This is a genomic window from Xanthomonas codiaei, assembly GCF_002939785.1.
Lineage (GTDB): Bacteria > Pseudomonadota > Gammaproteobacteria > Xanthomonadales > Xanthomonadaceae > Xanthomonas > Xanthomonas codiaei.
In genome coordinates this window covers 131,890-158,179 of record NZ_MDEC01000005.1, presented here as the reverse complement: position 1 = coordinate 158,179, position 26,290 = coordinate 131,890, and the positions used below count along the sequence as shown (strand labels likewise).

19 protein-coding genes are annotated in these 26,290 nt (G+C 66.7%); 7 read left to right on the top strand and 12 right to left on the bottom strand.

What is annotated here, in order from left to right; all coding sequences use genetic code 11:
• Window positions 1–70 precede the first annotated feature (70 nt).
• Complete coding sequence (locus XcodCFBP4690_RS05495; protein ID WP_167394481.1) at window positions 71–2,506, top strand: penicillin-binding protein 1A; 2,436 nt, start codon at window positions 71–73, stop codon at window positions 2,504–2,506.
• A gap of 248 nt (window positions 2,507–2,754) precedes the next feature.
• Window positions 2,755–3,405, top strand: a complete 651-nt coding sequence (locus tag XcodCFBP4690_RS05490; protein WP_104539992.1) for a hypothetical protein — start codon at window positions 2,755–2,757, stop codon at window positions 3,403–3,405.
• A gap of 130 nt (window positions 3,406–3,535) precedes the next feature.
• Here XcodCFBP4690_RS05490 and XcodCFBP4690_RS05485 read toward each other — a convergent pair whose 3' ends face one another.
• From XcodCFBP4690_RS05485 to kdgD, 11 genes are all read right to left on the bottom strand, one after another.
• Window positions 3,536–4,825: a citrate synthase gene (locus tag XcodCFBP4690_RS05485; RefSeq protein ID WP_104539991.1), complete on the bottom strand. Its 1,290-nt coding sequence runs from the start codon at window positions 4,823–4,825 to the stop codon at window positions 3,536–3,538.
• Window positions 4,826–5,062: 237 nt separating this feature from the next.
• Entirely contained in the window at window positions 5,063–5,305 is a 243-nt protein-coding gene (locus tag XcodCFBP4690_RS05480) for a type B 50S ribosomal protein L31 (RefSeq protein ID WP_104539990.1), read from the bottom strand.
• Between the two features lie 71 nt (window positions 5,306–5,376).
• Entirely contained in the window at window positions 5,377–6,315 is a 939-nt protein-coding gene (locus tag XcodCFBP4690_RS05475; RefSeq protein WP_104539989.1) for a nucleoside hydrolase, read from the bottom strand.
• Window positions 6,316–6,453: 138 nt separating this feature from the next.
• The gene (gene recG / locus XcodCFBP4690_RS05470; protein WP_104539988.1) at window positions 6,454–8,595 is read right to left on the bottom strand and encodes an ATP-dependent DNA helicase RecG; all 2,142 of its coding nucleotides are present in this window, start codon (window positions 8,593–8,595) and stop codon (window positions 6,454–6,456) included.
• Window positions 8,596–8,625: 30 nt separating this feature from the next.
• A complete protein-coding gene (locus XcodCFBP4690_RS05465; RefSeq protein WP_011038342.1) occupies window positions 8,626–9,006 on the bottom strand; it encodes a RidA family protein in 381 nt (126 codons plus the stop codon).
• A gap of 340 nt (window positions 9,007–9,346) precedes the next feature.
• On the bottom strand, window positions 9,347–10,888 hold the full coding sequence (gene garD / locus XcodCFBP4690_RS05460; protein ID WP_104539987.1) for a galactarate dehydratase: 1,542 nt from the start codon (window positions 10,886–10,888) through the stop codon (window positions 9,347–9,349).
• A 36-nt stretch (window positions 10,889–10,924) separates the two neighbouring features.
• Window positions 10,925–12,196 (bottom strand): OprD family porin, encoded by a 1,272-nt coding sequence (locus XcodCFBP4690_RS05455; RefSeq protein ID WP_104539986.1) that lies wholly within the window; start codon window positions 12,194–12,196, stop codon window positions 10,925–10,927.
• 77 nt (window positions 12,197–12,273) lie between these two features.
• Window positions 12,274–13,629: a glucarate dehydratase gene (gene gudD / locus XcodCFBP4690_RS05450; protein WP_104539985.1), complete on the bottom strand. Its 1,356-nt coding sequence runs from the start codon at window positions 13,627–13,629 to the stop codon at window positions 12,274–12,276.
• A 19-nt stretch (window positions 13,630–13,648) separates the two neighbouring features.
• Window positions 13,649–15,043 carry an MFS transporter gene (locus XcodCFBP4690_RS05445; protein WP_208622694.1) on the bottom strand — a complete coding sequence of 465 codons (1,395 nt, stop codon included), beginning with the start codon at window positions 15,041–15,043 and terminating at the stop codon, window positions 13,649–13,651.
• Between the two features lie 115 nt (window positions 15,044–15,158).
• Window positions 15,159–16,739 (bottom strand): aldehyde dehydrogenase (NADP(+)), encoded by a 1,581-nt coding sequence (locus XcodCFBP4690_RS05440; RefSeq protein WP_104540056.1) that lies wholly within the window; start codon window positions 16,737–16,739, stop codon window positions 15,159–15,161.
• Complete coding sequence (gene kdgD, locus XcodCFBP4690_RS05435; RefSeq protein WP_104539984.1) at window positions 16,739–17,656, bottom strand: 5-dehydro-4-deoxyglucarate dehydratase; 918 nt, start codon at window positions 17,654–17,656, stop codon at window positions 16,739–16,741. The genes XcodCFBP4690_RS05440 and kdgD overlap by 1 nt, the downstream gene beginning before the upstream one ends.
• A gap of 296 nt (window positions 17,657–17,952) precedes the next feature.
• Here kdgD and XcodCFBP4690_RS05430 point away from each other — a divergent pair, with 296 nt between their 5' ends.
• Window positions 17,953–18,822 (top strand): LysR family transcriptional regulator, encoded by an 870-nt coding sequence (locus XcodCFBP4690_RS05430; RefSeq protein WP_104539983.1) that lies wholly within the window; start codon window positions 17,953–17,955, stop codon window positions 18,820–18,822.
• Between the two features lie 423 nt (window positions 18,823–19,245).
• On the opposite strand, the gene XcodCFBP4690_RS05425 is transcribed toward XcodCFBP4690_RS05430, so the two are convergent.
• Window positions 19,246–21,417 (bottom strand): RelA/SpoT family protein, encoded by a 2,172-nt coding sequence (locus tag XcodCFBP4690_RS05425; protein ID WP_104539982.1) that lies wholly within the window; start codon window positions 21,415–21,417, stop codon window positions 19,246–19,248.
• A gap of 192 nt (window positions 21,418–21,609) precedes the next feature.
• On the opposite strand from XcodCFBP4690_RS05425, the gene XcodCFBP4690_RS05420 reads away from it, so the two are divergent.
• From XcodCFBP4690_RS05420 to XcodCFBP4690_RS05405, 4 genes are all read left to right on the top strand, one after another.
• Complete coding sequence (locus tag XcodCFBP4690_RS05420; RefSeq protein WP_104539981.1) at window positions 21,610–22,308, top strand: HAD family hydrolase; 699 nt, start codon at window positions 21,610–21,612, stop codon at window positions 22,306–22,308.
• Window positions 22,309–22,334: 26 nt separating this feature from the next.
• A complete protein-coding gene (locus XcodCFBP4690_RS05415) occupies window positions 22,335–23,288 on the top strand; it encodes a sugar-binding transcriptional regulator (RefSeq protein WP_104539980.1) in 954 nt (317 codons plus the stop codon).
• A 184-nt stretch (window positions 23,289–23,472) separates the two neighbouring features.
• On the top strand, window positions 23,473–24,819 hold the full coding sequence (locus XcodCFBP4690_RS05410) for an ABC transporter substrate-binding protein (protein WP_104539979.1): 1,347 nt from the start codon (window positions 23,473–23,475) through the stop codon (window positions 24,817–24,819).
• 90 nt (window positions 24,820–24,909) lie between these two features.
• Window positions 24,910–26,208, top strand: coding sequence for a carbohydrate porin (locus XcodCFBP4690_RS05405; RefSeq protein WP_104539978.1), 1,299 nt, complete (start codon window positions 24,910–24,912; stop codon window positions 26,206–26,208).
• The last annotated feature ends 82 nt before the right edge of the window (window positions 26,209–26,290 follow it).

Genomic DNA, 26,290 nt, shown 5'->3' with positions numbered 1-26,290 from the left:
TCGGCCCCAGCCAAACTCGGCGTCATCTATACTCTGTGACCAAGAAATCTGCAATCGGAATCTCTCTTACATGCCCCGTATTCGCCGTTGGCTGGGCTGGATCCTGGCCACGCTCGTTGTGCTCGCACTGCTCGGCGCCATTGCCGCCGGCGGCCTGTACTACGCCATTTCCTCGAAGTTGCCGGACGTACAGTCGCTCAAGCAGGTCGAACTGCAGGAGCCCATGTACGTCTATTCCAGCGACGGTCGCCTGATGGCCGTCTATGGCGAGACCCGGCGTTACCCGGTCCAGATGAAGGAGGTTCCGCTGCGCCTGAAGCAGGCCTTCCTGGCCACCGAGGACGCGCGCTTCTACGAACATGGGGGGGTGGACTACAAGGGCATCGGCCGCGCGATCTGGCTGCTGGCCACCACCGATGCCAAGCGGGTGCCGGGCGGCTCCACCATCACCCAGCAGGTGGCGCGGCAGTTCTTCCTGAGCTCCGAATACAGCTACACCCGCAAGCTGGCCGAGATCCTGCTGGCGCGCAAGATCGAAAGCGAGCTGAGCAAGGACGAGATCTTCGAGCTGTATCTCAACAAGAGCTTCTTCGGCAATCGCGCCTACGGTATCGGCGCCGCCGCCGAGTATTACTTCGGCAAGAAGCTGGGCGAGCTGAGCCTGGACGAGATGGCATCGCTGGCCGGCATTCCCAAGTTCCCGTCCAGCGGCAATCCGATCAGCAACCCCGAGCGCGCGCGCGAACGGCGCGACTATTACGTGCTGCAGCGCATGGCCGAGCTGGGCTTCGTCAGTCAGGCCGAGGCAGATGCCGCCAAGGCGGTGCCGATGCATGCCAAGCCGCACGAGCCGCCGGTGGAGGTCTACGCCCCGTACGTGGCCGAGCTGGTACGCCAGGAGATGATCGCCAAGTACGGCGGCGACGTGCTCAACAAGGGCTACCACGTCACCACCACCATCGATGCGACCTTGCAGACCGGCGCAGATGCGGCGATCAACGATGGTCTGCGCCTGTACGACCACCGGCATGGCTGGCATGGGGTGGAGCAGCATTTCGACGTGGCCGCCGACGCCGATGCCGCCGCGCTGGTCAAGCACCTGTCCGGCGTCTCCACCCAGGGCGGGCTGCGGCCGGTGATCGTGGCGCGCACCAATCCCGATGGCGGCATCACCGTCGTACAGCACGACAAGACCGAACTCACCCTGCCCGCCTCGGCCAGCCGCTGGACCAACAAGACCCCGGCCAAACTGCTGACCCGCGGCGACCTGACCCGCATCCGTGCCGGCGAGAAGGATGGCGAGTGGGTCATCGACCAGTTGCCGCGTGGCCAGGCGGCGCTGGTGTCGCTGGACGCCAACAGCGGCGCCTTGCGGGCCCTGGTCGGCGGCTTCAGCTTTGCCGGCAACAAGTTCAACCGCGCCACCCAGGCACGCCGCCAGCCGGGCTCCAGCTTCAAGCCGTTCGTGTATGCCGCCGCCTTCGAGAAAGGCTTCAACCCGGCCTCGATCGTGCTGGATGCGCCGGTGGTGTTCCGCGACCGCCGCGGCAAGACCTGGTCGCCGCAGAACGATGGCGGCGGCTTCCGCGGCCCGATGCGGCTGCGCGAGGCGCTGGTGCAGTCGCGCAATCTGGTGTCGGTGCGCCTTCTGGATGCGATCGGCGTCGATTTTGCGCGCAAATACATCAGCCAGTTCGGGTTCCAGGAAGCCGAGCTGCCGCCCAACCTGTCGATGTCGCTGGGTACCGCGTCGCTGACGCCGCTGTCGGTGGCGCGTGGCTACGCGGTGTTCGCCAATGGCGGCTCGCGCGTGGACACCTGGATCGTGGATGAGGTCAAGGACCGCGACGGCAAGGTCATCTTCAAGGAAGTGCCGGCCGTGGCCTGCCGCACCTGTGCCACGCAGGGTGGCACCGCGGCACCGGTCAGCCAGGTGGTGGATGGCTTCAATTTCGGCGCACAGGCACCGGCCACGCCGCCGGCCTCGGCCGCACCCGCCGACAACGCCCCCCCGGCAGCGGTGGAAACTGCACCTGTGGCGACGGCGGAAACCAAGATTGCGCCGCGCGCCATCGACGAGCGCACCGCCTACCAGTTGGTGTCGATGATGCGCGACGTCGTCCAGCGCGGCACCGGCACCGCTGCCAAGGTGCTGGGCCGCGAGGACGTGGGCGGCAAGACCGGCTCGACCAACGACCACCGCGATGCCTGGTTCTCCGGTTTCGGCGGCCCCTATGCCACCACCGTATGGGTCGGCCGCGACGACTTCCGCTCGCTGGGCTATCGCGAGTACGGCGGCAAGGCGGCCTTGCCGATCTGGATCGACTACATGCGCGTGGCGCTGAAGGACAAGCCGATCGCCGCCAACGATCCGCCCGAGGGCATGACCCAGGCCACGATCAATGGCGCGGTCGAGTGGGTGAAGAACGAGGATCTGGATCGCCTGCAGGATTACGACTACGGCCTGCAGGAGCAGCAGGACGAGAAGGCGTTCGATATTTTTTAAGGGCTGGGATTCGGGATTCGGGATTCGGGAATGGGGAATCGGAACGGCGGGGCTGCTCCGGCTCCCCTTTTTCTTGGGCGGGCGAGGTAGTGCAGCGATGCGGCCCGGCAGTTGCCGCTTGCGGCTGATTGCCGGATGGAGCCGAATCGAAAGTACGACGCCGTCGCTCCAACATGGCGCGACACATTCGCCATGTCTTCATGTGGCTGTTGTAGAGTCGAACCCAGGTTCATCAGGGGAGCCCGGTCATGCATCACGCACGCCAGCACGCCGATACGCGCACCCGGGAACGCCGTCATCGGCTCGCCCATGAGGCCGCCAGATTGATGGCCGAAGGCGGTATCCGCGATTTCCACCAGGCCAAGCTCAAGGCCGCCAGCCGGCTCGGCATCCATGACGATGCCTCGTTGCCACGCAACCGCGAGATCGAAGATGCCTTGCGCCAATACCAACGCCTGTTCGCCGGCCCCGACCACACGACACGATTGCGCCAGCGCCGCGAGGCCGCGTTGCGGGCGCTGGATTTCCTCAGCCCGTTCCAGCCACGGCTGACCGGCCCGGTGCTGGAGGGCACCGCTGATGCGAATGCGCCCGTGCAGCTGCAGCTGCACAGCGACGATGCGGACGCGGTACAGCGCTTTCTGGAGGAACACCGCATCCCTGCCGAAGCGCGCACCCGCCGCCTGCGGCTGGACCGTGAGCGCAACGGCGAGTTTCCGGTGTGGCTGTTCGGTGCCGAAGACCTGACCTTCGACCTGACCGTGCTGCCCTACGACGCCTTGCGCCAGGCACCGCTCTCGCAACTGGACGAAAAACCGATGCCGCGTGCGTCGGCGGCGCAAGTGCGGCAGCTGCTGGCAGATGACGAGCTGCAAGGGTACGTGCAGCAAGTGCGCTGAGCCGAACCTGCCACGTGGTAAGGCAGCACTGACGACAGCGGCAGGGCAGCGACCCTCGCCTGCAGCAGGCCATGATGCAAAAACGCCCCGCAATGCGGGGCGTTCGTTTACGAACACACGCGTGGCGCGATCAGCGCTTGGCGCTGTCGGTGTAGTCGCGCTTGTCGTAGCCGGTGTAGATCTGGCGCGGACGGCCGATCTTCATTTCCGGGTCGACCTGTTGCTCCAGCCAATGCGACACCCAGCCTGCGGTGCGGGCGATGGCGAACATCACGGTGAACATTTCCACCGGGATATTGAGCGCCTTGTAGATGATGCCCGAGTAGAAGTCGACGTTCGGGTAAAGCTTGCGCTGCACGAAGTAGTCGTCCTTCAGCGCGGCCTCTTCCAGCTTCAGCGCCACTTCCAGCAGCGGGTCGTTGACACCCAGCTCGCCCAGCACCTTGTGGGTCATCTCGCGGATGATCTTGGCGCGCGGGTCGAAGTTCTTGTAGACGCGGTGACCGAAGCCCATCAGGCGGAACGAGGAGTTCTTGTCCTTGGCCTTGGCCACGGCCGACTCGACGTTATCGGCGGTGCCGATCTCTTCGAGCATCTTCAGCACCGCTTCGTTGGCGCCGCCGTGGGCCGGGCCCCACAGTGCGGTGATGCCGGCAGCGACCGATGCGTACGGGTTGGCGCCGGTGGAACCGACCAGACGCACGGTCGAGGTCGAGGCGTTCTGCTCGTGATCGGCGTGCAGGATGAACAGCAGATCCAGCGCCTTGGCCACGACCGGGTTGATCTCCAGCGGCTCGCTCGGCACTTCGAACATCATGTGCAGGAAGCGGTCGACGTAGTTCAGGTTGTTGCGCGGATAGCGGATCGGCCAGCCGATCGAGTACCGGTACGCAGCAGCTGCCAGGGTCGGCACCTTGGCAATCAGGCGGATGGCGGCCTGACGGCGCTGTTCCGGATCGTTGAGGTCCAGGGTGTCGTGATAGAACGCCGACAGCGAGGCGACCGAGCCGGCCAGCATGGCCATCGGGTGCGCATCGTGGCGGAAACCGCCGAGGAAGTTCTTCAACGACTCGTGCATCATCGTGTGATGCGTCACTTCGTGGTCGAACTTCTTGAACTCGTCCGCGGTCGGCAGTTCGCCGTTCATCAGCAGGTACGACACTTCCAGGAAGCTGGACTTCTCGGCGAGCTGCTCGATCGGGTAACCGCGGTACAGCAGCACGCCATTGTCGCCATCGATGTAGGTGATGGCCGACTTGCAGCTGGCGGTGGCGGTGAAGCCCGAGTCATAGGTGAACAGACCGGTTTCTTTGGTCAGCTTGGAAATATCGACGCAGTCATTGCCCAGCGTGGGCTTGAGAACCGGCAGAACGACCGACGTGTCGCCGGCGTTGAGCGTGACCTGATCAAGATCGGACACTGTGTACGCTCCTTCAGTGGAAGGCGCCTGATCCCACATGGGCAGGCACGTGATGGAAGTCCAAGGCGTCGCCTCGGATCACGTCATTATCGCACAGCAGCATTTTGCCCGTCGCTTGGACAGAAGTCGTAGATGCCGGCCGTTGGGCGGCAAGCGAAGCAACAGGGGCGGGGCACGCCCCAAAAGACAACGGCCGCGCAATGCGCGGCCGCTGCCGGTACAGCCCGTCCTGCAAGCTCAGCGCGCGTAGCGCTTCTGGAACTTGTCGATCCGGCCGCCGGTGTCGATCACCTTGTGCTTGCCGGTATAGAACGGGTGCGATGCGGAGGAGATTTCCACCTTGATCAGTGGATATTCCTGGCCGTCTTCCCACTTCACGGTCTCTTTCGAGCTCATGGTGGAACGGGTCAGGATCTTGAAATCCGATGTCACGTCGTGAAAGACGACGTCTTTGTAGTTGGGATGCACGTTCTCTTTCATGGACTTGGCGCCGGGCTGCCTGGATAAGCCGGGCATTATAGCGGCCTGCAGGCAGCCGGCGCAAGATCGCCCTAGCCGGCCGCCAGCGCCGCGCCGACCAGCCCATAGAACCGCTGGCGGTCGTACTCCAGCAACAGGTTGCAATTGTCGGGCGCGCCGCCCTGCCGGTTCCAGTCCACCAGGGTCATGCCGCGGGTGTGGGTGCCGGATAGTTCGATATGCACCGGGCGCTGCTCCAGGCGCCGGGCACCGTCCGGGTGCAGGGCGAACGCCATCGCCAGCGCATCGGCCGCATACCAGTACTCGCCGCGGCTGTCCTCGGACCAGAGCCGGGTCTTGCGCGAGATTTCCTCGTAGAAGCGGGCGCGGGCCGAATCGGCGGCCAGCCACTGCTCCACGTCCCGGTGCAGCAGGCCGTGCGCGATGGTGGCTTCCCAATCGGCCACGTCGAAGGTCGGAAAGCCGCGGAACACGATGTGCGCCGCCTCCGGGTCGAAGCCGATGTTGAATTCGGCCGCCGGAGTGATGTTGCCGTGCCCGGTCAGTGCCCCGCCCATCACCACCAGCCGCGCCACGCGCTGTGGCAGGGTCGGGTCCAGGGTCAGCGCCAGCGCAAGATTGGTCAGCGGGCCGAGCGCCACCAGCAACAGCTCGCCGGCATGTTCGTGCGACAGGCGCAGGATGGCGAGTGCCGCATGCTCGGCCTCGGCAGTGCGCGTGGCCGGCGCCAGACCCACATCACCGAAGCCATCGATGCCGTGCACGTGCGCCGCGTCCACCGAGGGATGCAGCAGCGGCTGTGGGCAACCGGCATACACCGGCACATCGTCGCGGCCGGCGATCTCGCAGACCTTCAAGGCGTTGCGCACTGTGTGCTCCAGGCCCACGTTGCCGGCCGCGATGGTCAGCCCGACCACCTCGTGGCGGCTGTCGTTGAAGGCCATCAGCAACGCCAGCGCGTCGTCCACGCCCGGGTCGGTATCGATCAGCAGCGGTATTCTTTTTGTCATGGGATTGGAGAGTGGGCATTCGGGATTCGTTGCGGCATCTTCGCAAGGATCGGCGAGCCGCGCGAATTCCGGGGACGTCCAGGTCGCAGCAACCCCGCTTTGACAAATCCCCAATCCCGATTCCCCAATCCCCGCCGCTCAAGCGGCCGCATACCGCACCGCGCCACCGATCCAGCGCGCCACGACGCGGTCGGCGATCTCCGGCGCCTCGGCCAGCAGGCGCTCGGCCAGGACCTGCACGCGCGGCAGCAGGCCGGCGTCCCGGGCCAGGTCGGCGATGCGGAAACTGGCCAGGCCGGTCTGGCGCGTGCCCAGCAACTCGCCCGGCCCACGCAGTTCCAGATCCTTCTCCGCGATCACGAAGCCATCGTTGGTCTGGCGCATGGTTTCCAGGCGCTGGCGCGCCATCAGCGACAGCGGTCCCTGGTACAGCAGCACGCAACTGGACGCCGCCGCGCCACGGCCGACCCGGCCGCGCAGCTGATGCAACTGGGCAAGGCCCAGACGCTCGGCGTTCTCGATGATCATCAGCGAGGCATTGGGCACGTCCACGCCGACTTCGATCACGGTGGTGGCCACCAGCAGGTCGCTGCGGCCCTGCTTGAAATCGAGCATGGCCTGCTGCTTCTCGGCCGGCTTCATGCGCCCGTGCACCAGCGCGACGCGCACGCCCGGCAACTGCGCCGACAAGGCCTCGTAGGTGACCTGCGCGGCCTGCGCTTCGATGCGCGGCGGCCCGCTCGGCGCACCTTTTTCGGGCTCTTCGCTTTCCTCGATCAACGTGCACACCCAGTACGCCTGGCGGCCTTCGGCGCAGGCGGCGCGGATGCGTTCGACCAGTTCGGGGCGGCGTTCGGCGCTCAGCACGATGGTCTGCACCGGGGTGCGGCCGGGCGGCAGTTCGTCGATGGCCGAGACGTCCAGATCCGCATAGGTGGACATCGCCAGCGTGCGCGGAATCGGGGTGGCGGTCATCACCAGCTGGTGCGGCACGCTGCCGGCCGCCGCGCCCTTGTCGCGCAGCGCCAGGCGCTGATGCACGCCGAAACGGTGCTGCTCGTCGATGATGGCAAGCGCCAGGTCGTGGAAGACCACCGCCTCCTGCATCAGGGCATGCGTGCCGACCACCACCTGCGCCTGGCCGGAGGCGACCTCGGCCATGGCTGCGGCGCGCGCCTTGCCGGTGACCTTGCCGGCCAGCCAGACGATGCGGATGCCCAGCGGCTCCAGCCAACCGCGCAGGTTGCTCAGGTGTTGCTCGGCCAGCAGTTCGGTGGGCGCGGCCAGGGCCACCTGCTTGCCCTGCTCCACCGCCAGCATCGCCGCCAGGGCAGCCACCACGGTCTTGCCGCTGCCGACATCGCCCTGCACCAGCCGCAGCATCGGCGAGGCTTGCGCGAGGTCGTGCGCAATCTGCTCGAACACGCGCTGCTGCGCGCCGGTGAGCTGGAACGGCAATGCCTTGCGCAGGTGCTGCACCAGGCGGCCGCCGCGCAATTGCGGGGCACGGAAACGCTGCAGGGCGATGCGCTGGCGGCGCAGGCTGAGTTGATGCGCCAGCAGTTCTTCCAGCGCCAGACGCTGCTGGGCCGGATGCCCGCCCGCAAGCAGCTGCTGCGGATCGGTGCCGACCGGCGGGCGATGCATGGTCAGCAAGGCCGCACGCAGCGAGGGCAGCTGCTGGTCCTGCAGCCAGTGCGGGGGCAGCAATTCCAGTGCGGCCTCCGGCGGCAGCCGCTCCAGCGCCTGGCCGATGAGCTTGCGCAACGTGGCCGGGCCAACGCCTTCGAGCACCGGATAGACCGGGTCCAGGCTGTCGCCCAAGCCGGCATCCTCGCCCGGCGCGAGCACCCGGTAGCTGGGATGCACGATTTCCCAGCCGTGCTGGCCGGGTTTGGGCGTGCCGAACACCCGCACCCGCGTGCCGACGGCGAACTGCGCCACCTGCGCGGCGCGGAAATGGAAGAAGCGCAGCACCACGCTGCCGTGCGAATCGTCCGAGACTGCCACGCGCAACACCGGGCGGAAGCGGAAGCCGCGCTCCACTGCATCCACCCGCCCTTCGATCTGCGCCGGCACGCCGCTTTGAAGCTGCGCGATGGTGGTCAGGCGGGTGCGGTCTTCATACCGCAGCGGCAGGTGCAGCCACAGATCCTGCACGCTCACGATGCCGCGCGCGGCGAACTTCTCGGCCACCTTGGGGCCGACGCCGGGCAGGCTGGACAGCGCCGCCTGGCCGGCGACGGCCAGGCTGGGCGTTGCGACGGGTGCGCGCGGCACGACGGATCGGGACCGATCAGCCGGACGGGATCAGTCGAGCACCATCACCGCATCGACTTCGAAGCCGGCGCCCTTGGGCAGGCCGGAGACCTCGATGGTGGAGCGGGCCGGGAACGGGGCCTGGAAATACTCCTGCATCACCGCGTTGACGGCGGCGAACTGGCCCAGGTCGGTCAGGTACAGGCCCAGCCGCACGATCTTGTCGAGCGAGCCGCCGGCCGCTTCGGCCACGGCCTTGAGGTTGTCGAACGCGCGGCGCGCCTGCGCGCCGATATCGCCGGGCACGATCTCGCCGGTGGCCGGGTCCAGCGGAATCTGGCCGGAGAAATACACGGTGTTGCCGGCACGCACGGCCTGAGAGTACGGACCGATGGCGGCAGGCGCCTGGTCGGTGTGGATGATCTGGGACATGGGAACTCCGTCAACACTGAAAACGAGCGCGCATTGTATCGGCGCATGCCGTGGACGGGCGAATGCGCGGTGACGGCACGCTGGCCTCGGTGGTGGCGGTACACCGCGTTGCCCGGTGGATTGGGTGTGTCGCCGTGGTGTCGGTTGCTGCTGGCTTTCGCCTGCCCGCGATGGCTTCGGTGCGGCGGTCGGTGTGCGCTGTTGGACGCTGTGTGACGTAGTGCGTGAGGCTTCGCCCGTCCCCTCATTCGCCGCTCCGGGGCACTCTCTCCCCCATGAAGGAGGACAATGTCCCGAGGGGAGAAGGCAGGCGCGCCTTCTCGCGTGAGAGAGCGCCAAACTAGGTAATCGGCGCCGGGTTGAACAAGGCCAGATCGTTGTGCAGGCGATGCCGCTCGGTCCAGGTGGGTTGGCCGCTGGCCACGTCCAGGTAGCGCCGGAACAGCTCCCAGCCCAATTGCTCCAGCGTCTTGGCGCCGGTGGCCACGCCGCCGGCGTCGATGTCCATCAGGTCGGACCAGCGCTGCGCCAGCTCGCTGCGGGTGGCCACCTTGATCACCGGCACCATGCCCAGGCCGTACGGGGTGCCGCGGCCGGTGGTGAACACATGCAGGTTCATGCCGGCAGCCACCTGCAGCGTGCCGCAGACGAAATCGCTGGCCGGTGTGGCGCAATACTGCAAGCCGCGCCCCTTGACGCGCTCGCCGGGTGGCACCACGCCGTTGATCGCCGAGGAGCCGGACTTGGCGATCGAGCCCATCGCCTTCTCCACGATATTGGCCAGCCCACCCTTCTTGTTGCCCGGGGTGGTGTTGGCGCTGCGATCGGCCTGCCCGCGCGCCAGATAGGCGTCGTACCAGGCCATCTCGCGGACCAGCGCCTTGGCCACGTCCGCATTGGCCGCGCGTGGCACCAGCAGATGGATGCCGTCGCGCACTTCGGTGTTTTCCGAAAACATCACCGTGGCGCCGGCACGCACCAGCAGGTCGGCGGCCACGCCCAGGCCCGGGTTGGCGGTGACGCCGGAAAACGCGTCGCTGCCGCCGCATTGCATGCCCACCACCAGTTCGCTGGCCGGCACGGTTTCGCGGCGGCGCAGGTCCAGATGGCGCAGGCGTTCTTCGGCCATGGCCATGATCGAACCCACCATGTCGGCAAAGCCCAGGCTGGCTTGCTGCAGGCGATACACGCCGCTGTCGTCGTCGCTGGCGTCGTCGGGCAACAGGCGCTCCGGCGCAAGCTTCTCGCAGCCCAGGCCCACGATCAGCGCCTGCCCGCCGAAGTTGGGGCTGCGCGCGATATTGCGCAGCGTGCGGATGGGAATGATGGCCTCCGGCGCGGTGATCGCCACGCCGCAGCCGTAGACGTGGTTGACCGCCACCACATCGTCGACATGCGGGTACCTGGGCAGCAATTCGGCACGAATGCGCTCCACAGCGTGCCCGAGCACGCCGACCACGCACTGCACGCTGGTCATGATGCCCAGGATATTGCGCGTGCCCACGCTGCCATCGCGGTTGCGGTAACCCTGGAAGGTGTAGCCCTGCAGCGGCTCGGGCTCTGGTGCCGGGTGCAACGCCAGATCCAGCGTGGCCAGTTCGGGGGCCTCGGGCATCGCCAGCAGTTGCTCGCTGACCCAGGCGCCACGCGCGATGGCGGCATTGGCGGTGCCGATCACTGCGCCCAGGCGGATCACCGGCGCGCCGGCAGGCAGGTCCAGCAGCGCCATCTTGTGGCCCTGCGGAATGTGCTCGGTGGCGCTCACCCCATCCGGAAAAGCGGCGCCGGCAGGCGCACCGCCATCGTTGACGACAATGGCGACGTTGTCGCGCGCATGGGCGCGGATGCTGAGCCAGGGCATGGCGTGCTGGGTTGCGGACATCACGGGGCTACCTTGCAGAACATGGGGTGGAATGCATTACCGGTCGGGGCTGTCGAACTGGCGCCGGTACTGCAGGATCAAGCGGTTTTCATCGACATTGCGCTGGTAGTTGGAGCGAAAGGTGCCGTTGAACCAGATCAGGCTCAGATGCTTGAAGCGTTCGCTCTGGAACTGATAGGTGGTCAGCACATCGCGCGCCCATTCGCGGCCTTCGCCGGCATATGTCGCCGGCCGTGCATTGTCGCCGCTGATGTAGCGCGCCATGACGCTGAGGCCGGGAATGCCGATGCTGTCGCCATCGATGCTGTAACGCAGCTGCCAGCTGCGCTCGCCGCGTTCGAGGAAGTCGTTGATGAAGGTCCAGTTGAAGACGTTGCCGTCGGTGCCACCGGGCCATGGCATGGCGCTGGGTCCGGACAGCTTCTGATAGCCGGCACCGAATTCATGACCACCGGTGCGCCAGGACACCATGCTGCTGAACATGCGGTTGTCGATCGGGCCGGCGCGCGACTGGCCGACATCGTCGGTGCGGAAATAGCGCAGATCCACGCGCAGACGGTCCTTGCCGAACATCTGGGTCTGGATCAGGTTGTACAGCTGCTGGCGGTAGATGTCTTCCATCAACGCGCCCTGATAACGCAGCTGGGTAGTCGGGGCCAGCGTATAGGTCGCCGAGACCAGATTGAACGCATCCGAATCCGGCGTCCCGAGAAAACGACGGTTCTTGTTGGTCAGGGTGATCGGCACGCGCGAATCGCCGTCGCGATACCAGGCACTGGTGAAGCGGGCGAGCAGCAGGTCGAGCTTGGGCACATCCTTGGATTCCAGGGTCACGCCCTGAAACGTCTCCGGCATGATGCGGGTGATGCTGGCACGCACCAGCGGCTCGTTGGGAATGAAGCTGCCCCATTTCAATTCGGTCCGCGAGGCGCGCAGCTTGAGCGTCGGTGCCACCCGCACCAATGCATGCTGCGCGGTGCCGTCGTCGTTGTTGGGCAGCAGGCCGGTGCCGCCTTCGGCACGCACGCCATCGAGCTTGAAATCGCCGATACCCAGCAGGTCCAGTCCCGCGCCGACGGGGCCGCGGGTATAGCCGCTCCTGGCATCGATCACAAAGCCTTGCGCCCATTCGGCCCGCTTGCCCTGCCCTTGGCCACTGCGGAAGTCGCGGTTGTAATAGAAATTGAGTGCGGTGACCTCGGCCGTGGCGCCATTCCAGAATCCCTCATCGGGCTGTTGCGCACGCGCACGCCCGGCCACGCCGACCGCCAGCAGCGCAACGCTGCTGATTGCCATCACGCTTTTCATTGCTCGGTTCTCCAGCTGCGGTGAACTGGCGGTCATGCACTGCTGCCGGTGCATCGGCAGCAGTGCATCAAGGCGCTTCAGCGCACCAGGCAGGGCCGCTTGTTGTCGAAGGTCCAGTTGGGGATCAGCGCCTGCATGGCGGCGGCATCGTCGCGCGCGCCCAGGCTCAGACGTTGATAAGTGCGATGCGCCGCTTCCAGCGCATCCATATCGAGCTCGACACCCAGACCGGGCTTTGCCGGCACCTGGATCTGGCCACCTTCGATCTGTAGCGGATCGCGGGTCAGGCGTTGGCCGTCCTGCCAGATCCAGTGCGTGTCGATGGCGGTGACACGCCCCGGTGCGGCGGCGGCCACTTGGGTGAACATCGCCAGCGAAATATCGAAATGGTTGTTGGAATGCGAGCCCCAGGTCAGGCCCCAGTCGCGGCACAATTGCGCCACCCGCACCGAGCCTTGCAGCGTCCAGAAATGCGGGTCGGCCAGCGGAATATCCACCGACTGCAGCTGGATGGCGTGACCCATCTGGCGCCAGTCGGTGGCGATCATGTTGGTGGCCGTCGGCAGGCCGGTGGCGCGACGGAATTCAGCCATGACCTCGCGACCGGAATAGCCCTGCTCGGCTCCGCACGGGTCCTCGGCATAGGCCATCACGCCATGCATGTCGCGACACAGCGCGATGGCCTGTGCCAACGACCACGCTCCGTTGGGGTCCAGGGTAATGCGCGCCTGCGGAAAGCGCGCATGCAGCGCATGGATCGCCTCGATCTCGTCTTCGCCACGCAACACGCCGCCCTTGAGCTTGAAATCGCGGAAGCCGTATCTGGCGTAGGCCGCTTCGGCCAGCCGCACCACCGCGGACGGCGTCAGTGCCTCCTGGTCGCGTACGGCCTCCCAGGCATCGGTGGCAGCGCTGCCGTCGCGGTATTCCAGGCCGGTCTTGCGGCGGTCGCCGATGAAGAACAGGTAGCCCAACACGTCTACCGCATCGCGTTGCTGGCCTTCGCCAAGCAGCGCGGCCACCGGCTGATCCAGGAACTGCCCGAGCAGGTCCAGCAGTGCCGCTTCGATGGCGGTCACCGCATGGATGGTGATGCGCAGATCGAAGGTCTGCAGGCCGCGTCCGGCGCTGTCGCGGTCGGCGAAGGCGGTGCGCACCTGATTGAGGATGCGCTGGTAGTCGGCGATGGAACGGTCGCGAATCAGCGCGGCCGCCTCGTTCAACAGGCCGGCGATGGCCTCGCCGCCCGGCACCTCGCCCACGCCGGTGCGTCCGGACGAATCGCGCAGCACCAAGACATTGCGGGTGAAGTACGGCGCGTGCGCGCCACTGAGGTTGAGCAGCATGCTGTCCTGGCCGGCCACCGGCACCACGCGGATGTCGGTGATGCGCGGCGTGGCGCCGATGCCTGCAGCAGAAGTATGGATGTTCATCAAGGCTCTCCGAAGACGGTCAACGCGATGCGGGCATGGGCGCGGCCGGGCCACCCGGAGGGGCCTTCAGTTCCACGCGCTTGATTTGCCCGACCACGAACAGATAGGACACCACCGCCAGCAGCGCATTGAGCCCGACAAAGACCAGCGCCCACTCGAAGCTGCCGGTGGTGGAGACGATGTAGCCAATGACAATTGGCGTGGTGATGCCGGCGATGTTGCCGAAGGTGTTGAACAGGCCACCGGACAGGCCGGCGATTTCCTTGGGCGAGGTATCGGCCACCACCGCCCAGCCGAGCGCACCGATGCCCTTGCCGAAGAAGGCCAGCGCCATCAGCCCCACCACCATCCATTCGGCCTGCACGTAGTTGCAGCCAATCATCGTCACCGACATCAGCATGCCCACCACGATCGGCGTCTTGCGCGAGACGGTAAGCGAGTACCCGCGCCGCACCATGCGGTCGGACACATAGCCGCCCAACACACCGCCGACAAAGCCGCACACCGCCGGCAACGAGGCCACAAAGCCCGCCTCCAGGATCGACATGCCGCGCTCCTTGACCAGGTACACCGGGAACCAGGTCAGGAAGAAATAGGTCAGCGTGGTGATGCAGTACTGGCCGATATACACGCCCAACAGCATGCGGTTGCACAGCAACTGCTTGGCGTAATGCCACTGCGTGCCCTTGGGCTGGCTGCCGGGCTTGGTGCCCTGCTCCATGTCCACCAGTGCGCCGTTGCGCTGGATGTAGTCCAGCTCCTGCGCGCTCAGGCGCGGATGTTCGCGTGGGGCATAGATGGTCTTGCGCCATACCAATGCCAGCAGGATGCCCACCCCGCCCATCACCAGGAACACATGCTCCCAGCCCCAGGCATGCACCAGCCAGCCCATCAGCGGCGCAAACGCCACCGTGGCGAAGTACTGCGCGGAATTGAAGATGGACGCGGCCAGGCCGCGCTCGGCGGTGGGAAACCACGCCGCCACGATACGGCTGTTGCCGGGGAACGACGGCGCTTCGGCAATGCCCACCAGAAAGCGCAGCACGAACAGCGTGGTCACCGCCCAGGCCACCGGCACCCAGCCGATGAAGCCCTGCAACGCGGTGAACAACGACCAGATCAGCAGCGACAGGCCATACACGCGGCGCGACCCGAAGCGATCGAGCAACCAGCCGCCGGGAATCTGCCCGGCCACATAGGCCCAGCCGAACGCGGAGAAGATGAAGCCCATCTGCAGCGCGTCGATGCCCAGTGCATCCTGGACCGCAGAACCGGCGATGGACAAGGTGGCGCGATCGGCATAGTTGATCGTGGTCACCACGAACAGCATCAACAGGATCAGATACCGCCTGCGCGGAACCGTCGGTGCGCCGACTGTCGTTGAACCGACCGTTTTTGAATCGATAGCCATCATCGTTCCTCACCTATGACGATGGAAGCGCACTGCGCTTCGGTATTCCAAATGGGCCTGCGGTTGGCGTGCCGGACCCTCCTCCGGCACGCCTCAGGCAACGTTGCGAACGGCTCGGTCAGTCGTGACCCAACGCGCCATCCACGCGCCGCCACAGGCCCAGCGGATTGCCATGCGCCACCGCCGCCGGCAGCAGCGCCACCGGCAGGTCCTGGTAGCAGACCGGGCGAAGGAAACGATCGATCGCCAGCGTGCCCACCGAGGTGCTGCGGCTATCGGAGGTGGCCGGGAACGGGCCGCCGTGCACCATGGCGTGGCAGACCTCCACGCCAGTGGGCCAATCGTTGACCAGGATGCGGCCGGCCTTGCGCTCGAGCACCGGCAGCAATGCCGCCGCCAGCGCGGTGTCGCCCTCGTCCATCTGCAAGGTGGCGGTGAGCTGGCCTTCCAGCGCCTCGCTCAATGCACGCAACTGGGCGATGTCCTTGCAACGCACCAGCAGCGAGGAGGCACCGAACACTTCGGCCTGCAGCGCTTCATCGGCCAGGAAGGCATCGGCATCGGTACCGAACAACGCCGCCGGGCAACGCCCCGTATCCGCGGCCGCGCCACGTGCCAGGGTGGCGACCTGCGGATGCGCAGCCAGCCGTTGCACACCTTGCGCATATGCCTGGCTGATGCCGGTAGTGAGCATCGCCGCCGGCACCACCTCCTGCAGCGCCTGCGTTGCCGAGGCGATGAAGGCATCCAGCGCTGGCGAATCGATCGCCAGCAGCAGGCCGGGGTTGGTGCAGAACTGTCCCGCGCCCAGGGTGAGCGAGCCCACGAACGCCTTGCCCAGTGCCGGCGCGCGCGCTTGGAGCGCATGCGGCAACAGATAGACCGGGTTGATCGCGCTCATTTCCGCATACACCGGAATCGGCTCGCGGCGTGCAGAGGCGATCCTGACCAGTGCCATGCCGCCGGCACGCGAGCCGGTGAAGCCCACGGCCTTGATGCGTGCATCGGCCACCAGCTGCGCGCCGATCTCGATACCGGCGTCGAACAGCAGCGAGAACACCCCTTCGGGCAGACCGCACTGCGCCACCGCCGCCTGGATCGCGCGGCCCACCAGTTCGGACGTGCCCGGATGGGCGCCATGCGCTTTCACCACGACCGGGCAGCCGGCCGCCAGGGCGGAGGCGGTATCGCCACCGGCCACCGAAAACGCCAGCGGGAAGTTGCTGGCACCGAACACCGCCACCGGCCCCAGCGCGATATGACGCTGGCGCAGATCCGCACGCGGCAGCGGCGTGCGCTGCGGCATGGCGGGGTCGATGCGCGCCTGCAGCCAGCTGCCTTCGCGCACCACGTTGGCGAACAGCCGCAGCTGGCCCACGGTGCGTGCGCGCTCGCCTTCCAGCCGTGCACGCGGCAGCCCACTCTCGCGCATGGCGCGTTCGATCAGCGCATCGCCCAGTGCCAGGATCTGTTCGGCGATGGTCTCCAGAAAGCCGGCGCGCACTTCCAGCGAGGTGTCGCGGTAAGGATCGAACGCCGCGTGCGCCAGCGCGCAGGCCTGCTCCAGGTCCTGTGCGCTGGCCGAGGCGAACACCGGCTGCAGCGCTTCGCCGCTGGCCGCATCCAGCCCCTGAAACACCGCACCGGCGCCGGGCACGCTGCGCTGGCCGATCAACGATTCACCCTGGATGGCATGCATCAGCGGCATCCTCCGATCAGTTGCTTGAGCTGGGCGAATTCGTCCTCGGTGAGGTCGGCCAATGGCGTGCGCACCGGGCCGGCCGGGCGGCCCACCGCGCGCATGCCGGCCTTGACGATGGACACCGCATAGCCGGCGCGGCGATTGCGCAGCACCGTATACGGCAGCACGAAATCGTTGAGCTCGCGGTAGATGGTGGCGTGGTCGCGCGCGCGCACCGCCGCGTAGAACGCCAGCGCCCACTCGGGCAGAAAATTGAAGATGGCCGACGAATAGGTGGTGACGCCCATTTCCAGATACGGCAGCGCGAAGGTTTCAGCCGTCGGCAAGCCGCCCACGTACAGCAGCCGCTCGCCCAGCCGCGCATAGATACGGGTCATGCGATCCACATCGCCGATGCCGTCCTTGTAGCCCACCAGGTTGGGGCAGCGTTCGGCCACGCGCGCCAGGGTCACATCGTCGAGCCTGGCGTTGGCGCGGCCGTAGACGATCACGCCGAGCTTAGTTGCCTTGCAGACGCGTTCGACATGCTCGGCCACGCCCTGGGCATCGCACTCGGTCAGGTACGGCGGAAACAGCAGGATGCCGTCGGCGTCGTTGCGCTCGGCGGCCTGCGCCATCTCGATCGCGATCGCGGTGCCGTAGCCGGCCGGCGCGATCACCGGCATGCGCCCGGCGGTCTGGCTCACCGCGGCACGTACGGCGCGGTTGACCTCCTCCAGGCTCAGCGAAAACAGCTCGCCGGTGCCGCCGGCAGCGAACAACCCGGCCGCCGGATGCGAGGACAGCCAGTCCAGGTTGGTGCGATAGGCCGGCTCGTCGAACGCCAGCTCGGCATCGAAATGGGTGACCGGAAACGACAGCAACCCGGCGCCAAGCGCCTGGGCCATTTCGGACGGGGTGTATCTGCTGCTCATCGGACAAACGCTCCTAGGCGGGGGATGAGCTGATCCTAGGAACGCAGATCGTTGCTGGTCCAAACCAAATTACGTATTGTTTGATACACGATTCGAATCAATCGCATCATGGATGACCCCAAACCGTTGCAAATGGCTGCTTTGCAACGGTTTTCCGCGGCCAACGTAATTATGGATGCTCGTGCTCGTTGTCGGTGCCTTGCCGGCGTGCCGCGTATTCATCCGCGCAGTGCGCGCAAAGATGTTGCACGTGCAGCATCGACTTCATCCAAATCGCTCAGCGAGGGGCTGCTTTCATGTTCGATCTGCCCCAGTTGCGCTGCTTCGTTGCCGTTGCCGACGAGCTGCATTTTCGACGCGCAGCCGAGCGCCTCAACATGACCCAGCCACCGCTGAGCCGGCAGATCCAGCTGCTGGAGCACAGCGTCGGTACCGCCTTGCTGGAGCGCAACAGCCGGCACGTGCGGCTGACCCAGGCCGGGCGCAGCCTGCTGGCCGAGGCGCGCGCGATCCTGCGCATGGCCGAGAACGCCGGCCTGCGTGCACGCCGGATCGGCACCGGCGATGCCGGCAGCGTGTCGGTGGGCTTCACTGCCGGTGCCAGCTATCGCTTCCTGCCCGAGGCCATCGCGCGCTGGCGCAGCGAGGCACCGGATGTGGACCTGCAGCTGAAGGAAATGGTCAGCCTGCCGCAGCTGGATGCGCTGGACGCAGGGCGGCTGGATATCGGCCTGCTGCGCCCGCCGATCCAGCGCCCTGGCCTGCACAGCCGCTGCGTGGCCCGCGAGCCGCTGATCGCCGCGTTGCCCGAGGACGCACCGCTTGCACGTCACGACAGCCTGCGCCTGCAGGATTTCGACGGCCAGCCGCTGGTCAACTACGCGCCCGATGAAGCGCGTTACTTCTACGATCTGCTGGCGCAGCTGTTCGGCAGCCGCGGCATCGCGCCGCGCTCGGTGCAATACGTCAGCCAGATCCACTCGGTGCTGGCACTGGTGCGCGGCGGCATGGGCATGGCACTGGTGCCCGAAGGCGCCAGCGGCCTGCGCTACGCCGGCATCGTGTACCTGCCACTGCGCGACGAGGCGCCGGCCACGCCGGTGGAACTGCATCTGGTATGGAAGCAGGACAACGACAATCCGGCACTACGCCGGCTGATCACCTGAGTACTGCAAGCGCGCTGGTCACGCAGGACTGTGCACTGCCACCGTCACGCAGTGCGCGCTCAGAGTTCTGCGTCGACCTTGGCCGACTCGCGCGCGATCTGGAGTGTCCGGAAAGCGGGTGCAACGCATGTCTTGCGGTCCAACCGAGACTGCGCCCCGATACGAACGCGGTGCACGACTACGTCGAGTGCTGACTTCACATTGGTTGCGAGCACCCGCAGGGCACGCGCAGTTTCTGACGTCGTGAGCACGCGGCGTTTGCAGCGCAACTTACGACGGACACGGTGCGTAACGCTGGCTGCGTCGTTCGCACTGCAAGGCACTGCGCCGAAGCGATCAACGCACTGCGTTCTCATGGCGCGCGCCGTCGCACAAGCCGATCCAAGCGGCCTGCTGCGGCGCTTGGCAAGGTCGGGCTCCGGCCTACTGCCGCCCCACGCTCTGCACCACATGCAGGCGGCGCAGCCGGCGCATCACTTCGGCCAGATGGCGGCGGTCGCGCACCTGGATGTTGAAGCGCAGCACCGCCGCGTTGAAATCGCGGTCCAGATAATCCACCCGTTCGATATTGGACTGGCTCTGCGCAATCGCCGCAGCCAGCTGCGCTAGCACGCCGGTGCGGTTTTCCACCTCGACGATCAGCGCAGTGTCGTAGTCGCCGCTGACGTTGGAATCCCAGTCGATCGGCACCCAGCGCTCGGGCGACTTGCGCAACTCGGCCAGGTTCGGGCAATCCAGCCGGTGCACCACGATGCCTTTGCCGGCGGTGTGGTAGCCCATGATCTCGTCGCCGGGAATCGGCTGGCAGCAATTGGCGAAGCTGATCACGCCGCGCTCGCTGCCGTCGATCAGGATCTTTTCGTGCGAATGCTTGGAATGCCCGCCACCGCGCAGTTCGGCGTAGGCCATCAGCGCCTGCGCGGCCTGCGTGGGCATCCAGTTGCCCAGCGCCACGTCGGCCAGCAGCGCTTCCAGGCGCGGGTAGCGATGTTCGGTGAGGAAGGCGTCCAGGCGGCCCTTGGGCAGCCGCTCCAGCGAGGAATCCATCGCTTCCAGCGCGCGGTCGAGCATGCGGTGGCCCAGTTGTACGGCGTCTTCGTGTTCGAGCTGCTTGAGCTGGTGGCGGATCGCCGTGCGCGCCTTGCTGCTGACCACAAATTCCAGCCACTGCGGCTTGGGCGTGGCCGAACGCGCGGTGATGATCTCCACCGCCTGCCCGCTGACCAGCTTGGTGCGCAACGGCACCAGCTTCTTGTCCACGCGCGAGGCCACCGCACGGTTGCCCACATCGGTATGCACCGCATAGGCAAAATCCAGCGCAGTGGAATTGCGTGGCAGCGCCAGGATCTTGCCCTTGGGCGTGAACAGATAGACCTCGTCCGGGAACAGGTCCACCTTGACGTTGTCCAGGAACTCCAGCGACGAACCGGCGGCGCGTTGCGAATCGATCAGCTCCACGATCCAGTCGTGCGCACGGCTCTGCGCGCTGTTGGGCGCAGCCGAACCCACCTTGTAGGTCCAGTGCGCCGCCACGCCGCGCTCGGCGATCAGGTCCATCTCTTCGGTGCGGATCTGCACCTCGATCGGCGAGCCATACGGCCCGAACAACACCGTGTGCAGCGACTGGTAACCGTTGGCCTTCGGGATCGCGATGAAATCGCGGAAGCGCCCGTCCAGCGGCTTGAAGGTGGCATGCACCGCGCCCAGCGCGTGGTAACAGTCGGCCACCGTGCGCACCACCAGGCGGAAGCCGAACACGTCCATCACCTGGTCGAAGGACTTGTTCTCTTCGTGCATCTTCGAATAGATGCTCCACGGCGTCTTGATGCGGCTGACCAGACGGTGTTCCAGCCCTTCCTTGGCCAGCCGCTGGCTCAGTTGCACCTCCACCTGCGCCATCGATTCGCGCCGCACCACCGGCTGGCTGCGGATATGTTTTTCGATGATGGCGTGACGCCAGGGATACAACGCGCGGAAGCCCAGGTTCTGCAGCTCGGACTTGATCAGGCTCATGCCCAGGCGCTGGGCGATGGGCGCGTAGATCTCCAGCGTCTCACGCGCAATGCGGCCGCGCGCCTCGGTGCTCTGCGCGCCCAGCGTGCGCATGTTGTGCAGGCGGTCGGCCAGCTTGATCATGATCACGCGCAGGTCGCGCGACATCGCCAGCAGCATCTTGCGGAAGCTTTCGGCGGCCGCTTCCTGGCGGTCGCGGAACTTGAGCTTGTCCAGCTTGGTGACGCCATCGACCAGCTCGGCCACCGCTTCGCCGAATTCGGAGGCCAGCTCTTCGCGCGTCAGCGGCGTGTCTTCGATGGTGTCGTGCAGGATCGCGGCGATCAACGATTCCATGTCCAGGCCCAGCTCGGCCAGCACACCGGCCACGGCCACCGGGTGGGTGATATAGGGCTCGCCGGATTTGCGGGTCTGGCCCGCATGCGCGGTGGCGCCCACTTCCCAGGCGCGGCGCAGGATCGGCAGCTGCTCCTTGGGCAGGTAGCTGGCAGCGCGCTCGAAGTGCAGGACGTAGTCGGGAATCGCCGGGTCGGAGGACGGGGTCGTCGCCACGCTCGCCTGGGCAGTGGGGCCTGGGTTCATGGCGGAAGACTATGCCAGTGGCCGGTTTGCGGCAATGCGGCACGTGAACGCGCAAGCATGCCGGAGGCAAGGGCGCGGGCTGCCGGGGCGAGGCACGGCACCGAACCGCCACCCTGCGCTATTGCCCATTCCATGCAACATTTGCCCGGACGCTATACTCCAGGACCGTTGCCCGTGGCGAGACGCCGACCGATGCACGCCCGACCTGGCCTGATCATCTTCGACTGCGACGGCGTGCTGATCGACAGCGAGCCGCTGGCCTGCGCGGTGCTGGCGCAGACGCTGCGACGGCATGGCGTGGACATGGACGCAGCTGCGGTCAAGCAGCGCTTTCTCGGGCGTCGCCTGGCCAGCGTACGTGCGCATGCCCAGACGCTGGGCATCGCCTTGCCCGACACCTTCGAGGCCGATCTCAACACCGAACTGCTGGCGCGCCTGCGCAGCGAACTGCAGCCGATTCCCGGCGTGGCCGCACTGCTGCAGGCGCTGGACCGGCCGCTGTGCGTGGCCTCGTCCAGTCATCTGGAACGGGTCCGGCTTTGCCTGCAGGTCACCGGACTGGCGCGTTACTTCGGCCCGCACCTGTACACCGCCGAGCGCGTGGCGCAGGGCAAGCCGGCACCGGACCTGTTCCTGTTCGCCGCCGACGGCATGCAGATCGCGCCCGGCAACTGCCTGGTGATCGAAGACAGCCCCAGCGGCCTGCAGGCGGCCCGCGCGGCCGGCATGCAGGGCTGGGGATTCACCGGTGGCAGCCACCACGGCGCGACGGCCGATGCCAGCGCGTCGCTGGCCGCCGCCGGTGCGGTGCGCGTGTTCGACAGCATGGCGGCCGTGTCCGCTGCGCTGGATGCCGCCGGCTGCGTACGCTCGGGCACTGCGTTAGGCTGAGACGTCCACGCGTCCACATGTGAAAGATGGCCAACTCCGACAGCGACACCACGCGACTCGACGCCGCTGCCCGTGCCGGCTGGCTGTACTACATCGCAGGCAACACCCAGGACGAAATCGCCCGCAAGCTCAAGGTCTCGCGGGCCACCGCGCAGCGGCTGGTGTCGCTGTGCCTGAGCCAGCGCCTGATCACCTTTCGCCTGGAACACCCGATCGCCGCCTGCATGGATCTGGCCGCGCAGCTGCAGGATCGCTTCGGCATCGGCTATTGCGAAGTGGCGCCCACCGATCCGGCCGATCCGGGCCTGGTCACCGGCGTAGCCGAGCGTGCGGCCGCATTGCTGGAATCCACGCTGCGCAGCGACACCCCGAGCATCATCGGCATCGGCACCGGCCGCTCGATGCGCGCGGCGGTGGAACGGATTCCGGCGATGCAGACGCGCAATCACCAGCTGGTGTCGCTGGTCGGCAATATCTCCCCGGACGGCTCGGCGAGCCCGTTCGATGCGGTGGCGCGGCTGGCCGACCTGACCGGCGCCCAGCACTACCCGATGCCGCTGCCGGTGTTCCTGTCCTCGCAGACCGAGCGCAAGAGCCTGCTGGGCATCGAGGTGGTGCGCAGGGTCCGCGCGATTGCCGACAAGGCCGATCTGCGCCTGGTCGGCGTCGGCCAGCTCGACCAGACCGCTCCGCTGCATGTGGACGGCTTCATCAGCCGCACCGAACTGCTGGAACTGATCCGCCTGGGCGCCGTGGGCGAGGTCATCGGCTGGGCCATCAATGCCGACGGCGAGATCATCGAGGGCGGCAGCAATCTGCGCCTGACCAGCGTGCCGCACAGCGTGCCGTCGCGCAGCCTGACCATCGGCGTGGCCGCGGGCACGGTCAAGGTGGGGCCGATCAAGGCCGCCCTGAAGGGCCGCATCCTCAATGGCCTGATCACCGACGAGCACACCGCCAAGGCCTTGCTCGCCGGCTGAGGCACGCCTGCGCGCAGCGGCGCGAGACGGTTCATTCGTGAGGTTTTCATCCGGCTGCGGGCGCCCTGGCGTGCGCGGCGATGCTGCGTTGCACGATCGAAAGTGCTTTACAGCGTGCCGACAGCGTGGGCATATGCGCAACACACGGGCATTTGCTCAAGCAACCTCGACCCGAGGCACTGGTATGAACACTTCGATCAAGTTGCTGACCTGCGTGGGACTGAGCACCGCACTGGCCGGTTGCGGTGGTGGCGGCCAACACGATGGCGATGCGGCGGCCAGGCAGGACACGCTGGTGATCGCCACCGTCAACAACGGCGACATGATCCGCATGCAGAAGCTCACCGCCGACTTCACCGCCAAGCATCCGGACATCAAGCTGGAGTGGGTGACGCTGGAAGAAAACGTGCTGCGCCAGCGCGTGACCACCGACATCGCCACCCAGGGCGGGCAATTCGATATGCTGACCATCGGCACCTACGAGGTGCCGATCTGGGCCGAGCGCGGTTGGCTCAAGCCGCTGAGCTTCGACGCCGACTACGACGTGGACGACCTGATGCCGCAGATCCGCGATGCGGTCAGCGACAAGGGCAAGCTGTACGCAGCGCCGTTCTACGCCGAAGGCTCGATGCTGATGTATCGCACCGACCTGCTGCAGAAGGCCGGCCTGCAGATGCCCGCGCAGCCGTCGTGGAGTTTCATGGCCGATGCCGCGCGCAAGCTCACCGACAAGCAGAACGGCGTGTATGGCATCTGCCTGCGCGGCAAGGCCGGCTGGGGCGAGAACATGGCCTTGATCAGCGCGATGGGCAATGCCTTCGGTGCGCGCTGGTTCGATGAGCAGTGGAAGCCGCAGTTCGACCAGCCGGAATGGAAGGCCGCGTTGCAGACCTACGTGGATGTCATGCAGCAGGCCGGCCCGCCCGGCGCGGCCTCCAACGGCTTCAACGAGAATCTGGCGCTGTTCAACGCCGGCAAGTGCGCCATGTGGGTGGATGCCACGGTGGCGGCCTCGTTCATCAGCAACCCGAGCGAATCCAAGGTGGCCGACAAGGTCGGCTTCGCGCCTGCGCCCGATGCCGGCAAGGGCAAGACCACCGGCTGGCTATGGGCCTGGAATCTGGCGATCCCGGCCAGCTCCAGGAAGGCAGACAAGGCGCAGGCCTTCATCGCCTGGGCTACCGGCAAGCACTACATCGACCTGGTCGCCGCCAAGGACGGTTGGGTCAACGTACCGCCGGGCACGCGTCAATCGCTGTATGCCAACCCCGAGTATCTGAAGGCCGCGCCGTTCGCCAAGCCGACCCTGGCCGCCATCCAGGGCGCCGACACCCATCACCCCGCGGTCAAGCCGGTGCCCTATGTCGGCGTGCAGTACGTGGCCATCCCGGAATTCCAGTCGATCGGCACCACGGTCGGCCAGCAGTTCTCTGCGGCGCTCACCGGCTCGGTCAGCGTGGACGACGCGCTGAAGAACGCCCAGGCCAGCACCGAGCGCGAAATGCTGCGCGCCGGCTACCCGAAGAAGTAACGCCTACCTTTCCGTGCGGCACGCCGCACGGCCTGGATCCCGCTGCACGCTCGGCGCAGGCGCGCCGGGCCTCATCACGCGAGGCACTCGATGAAGATCAGGCACACTCTTGCTGCGCTGCCGGCCCTGGCCGCCAGCCTGTTCTGCGCCCCCGTGCAGGCCGCCGATGCATTCGACCCGGGCAAGCATATCGGCGGCGACTGGGGCGGGGCGCGCAGCGCACTGGCCGAACAGGGCGTGGAATTCAAGCTGGCCCATTTCAGCCAGACCGCGCACAACCTCTCCGGCGGGGAACGCGAGACCACCGCCTACGCCGATCAATTCTTTCTGGGCGGCTACGTCGACCTGGACAGGCTCTGGGGCTGGACCGGCGCCGATTTCAAACTGGAGATCACCAACCGCAACGGCGATCTGATCAACACCAAGGCCGGCATTCCCACCCTGTTGCAGGCACAGCAGATCTTCGGCCGCGGCCCGGTCACGCGCCTGACCCAGTTCTCGCTGACCCAGCGCCTGCTCGACGACCGCCTGTCGTTGAAGGCCGGCCGCATCTACCCCAGCGCGGACTTCTTCGCGTTGAACTGCAACTTCCAGCACCTGAGCTTCTGCAGCGGCGGCTCGTCCAACTACATCAGCAACAACTGGTATGGCGACCCGCTCAGTGCCTGGGGCGGCGTGCTCACCTTCAGCCCGGACAAGCGCTGGTTCTTCCGCGTCGGCGGCTACGATGCCAACCCGCAGAACCGCTCCACCGACCAGGGCCTGAAACTGCGCACCGCAGGCGACGACCACGGCACGCTGATGGTGGCCGAGGTGGAATTCAAACCCGACTACGGCAATGGCATCGATGGCGATTACCGCATCGGCGCGGTGCGCAACAGCAACGATCAACCCCGGGTCTACAACCAGATCGGCCTGCCCACCAGCCTGAGCGCCAGCCCGGCCACCTTGCAGGACACCGATCGCGCGTTCTACGCCAACGTCGAACAGCAACTCACCAGCAACGGGGAAGGCGGCGGCCTGCGCCTGTTCGCCAGCCTCATCGATGCCGACGACGAGGTCAGCACGGTGGGCCAGGTGGTGGCGCTCGGCGCGTTCTGGAAGGGCGTGTTTCCCGCACGGCCGAACGACCGCATCGGCCTGGCGTTCGGCCGCAATGCGCTCAGCGACCGCTTGCGCAGCGCCCAGCGTGCCTACAACCAGCGCCTGCCGAGCGGCGCGGGCGCGATCGAGGTGCAGCGCTACGAGTATCCGATCGAACTCAATTACAACATTGCCGTGAGCCGCGGCATCGAGATCATGCCCAGCGTGCAGTACATCCGGCATCCCGGCGGGCGCGATGTCGATCACGCCACCCTGCTCGGCCTGCAGGTCAGCCTGAATTTCTAGTCGCGCAGCGCCCGGCCGCCGCCTGCACACGCACAGCGGGCCAGATCGCTCCCTCATCCATCGCGCACCGTCATCCGCAACC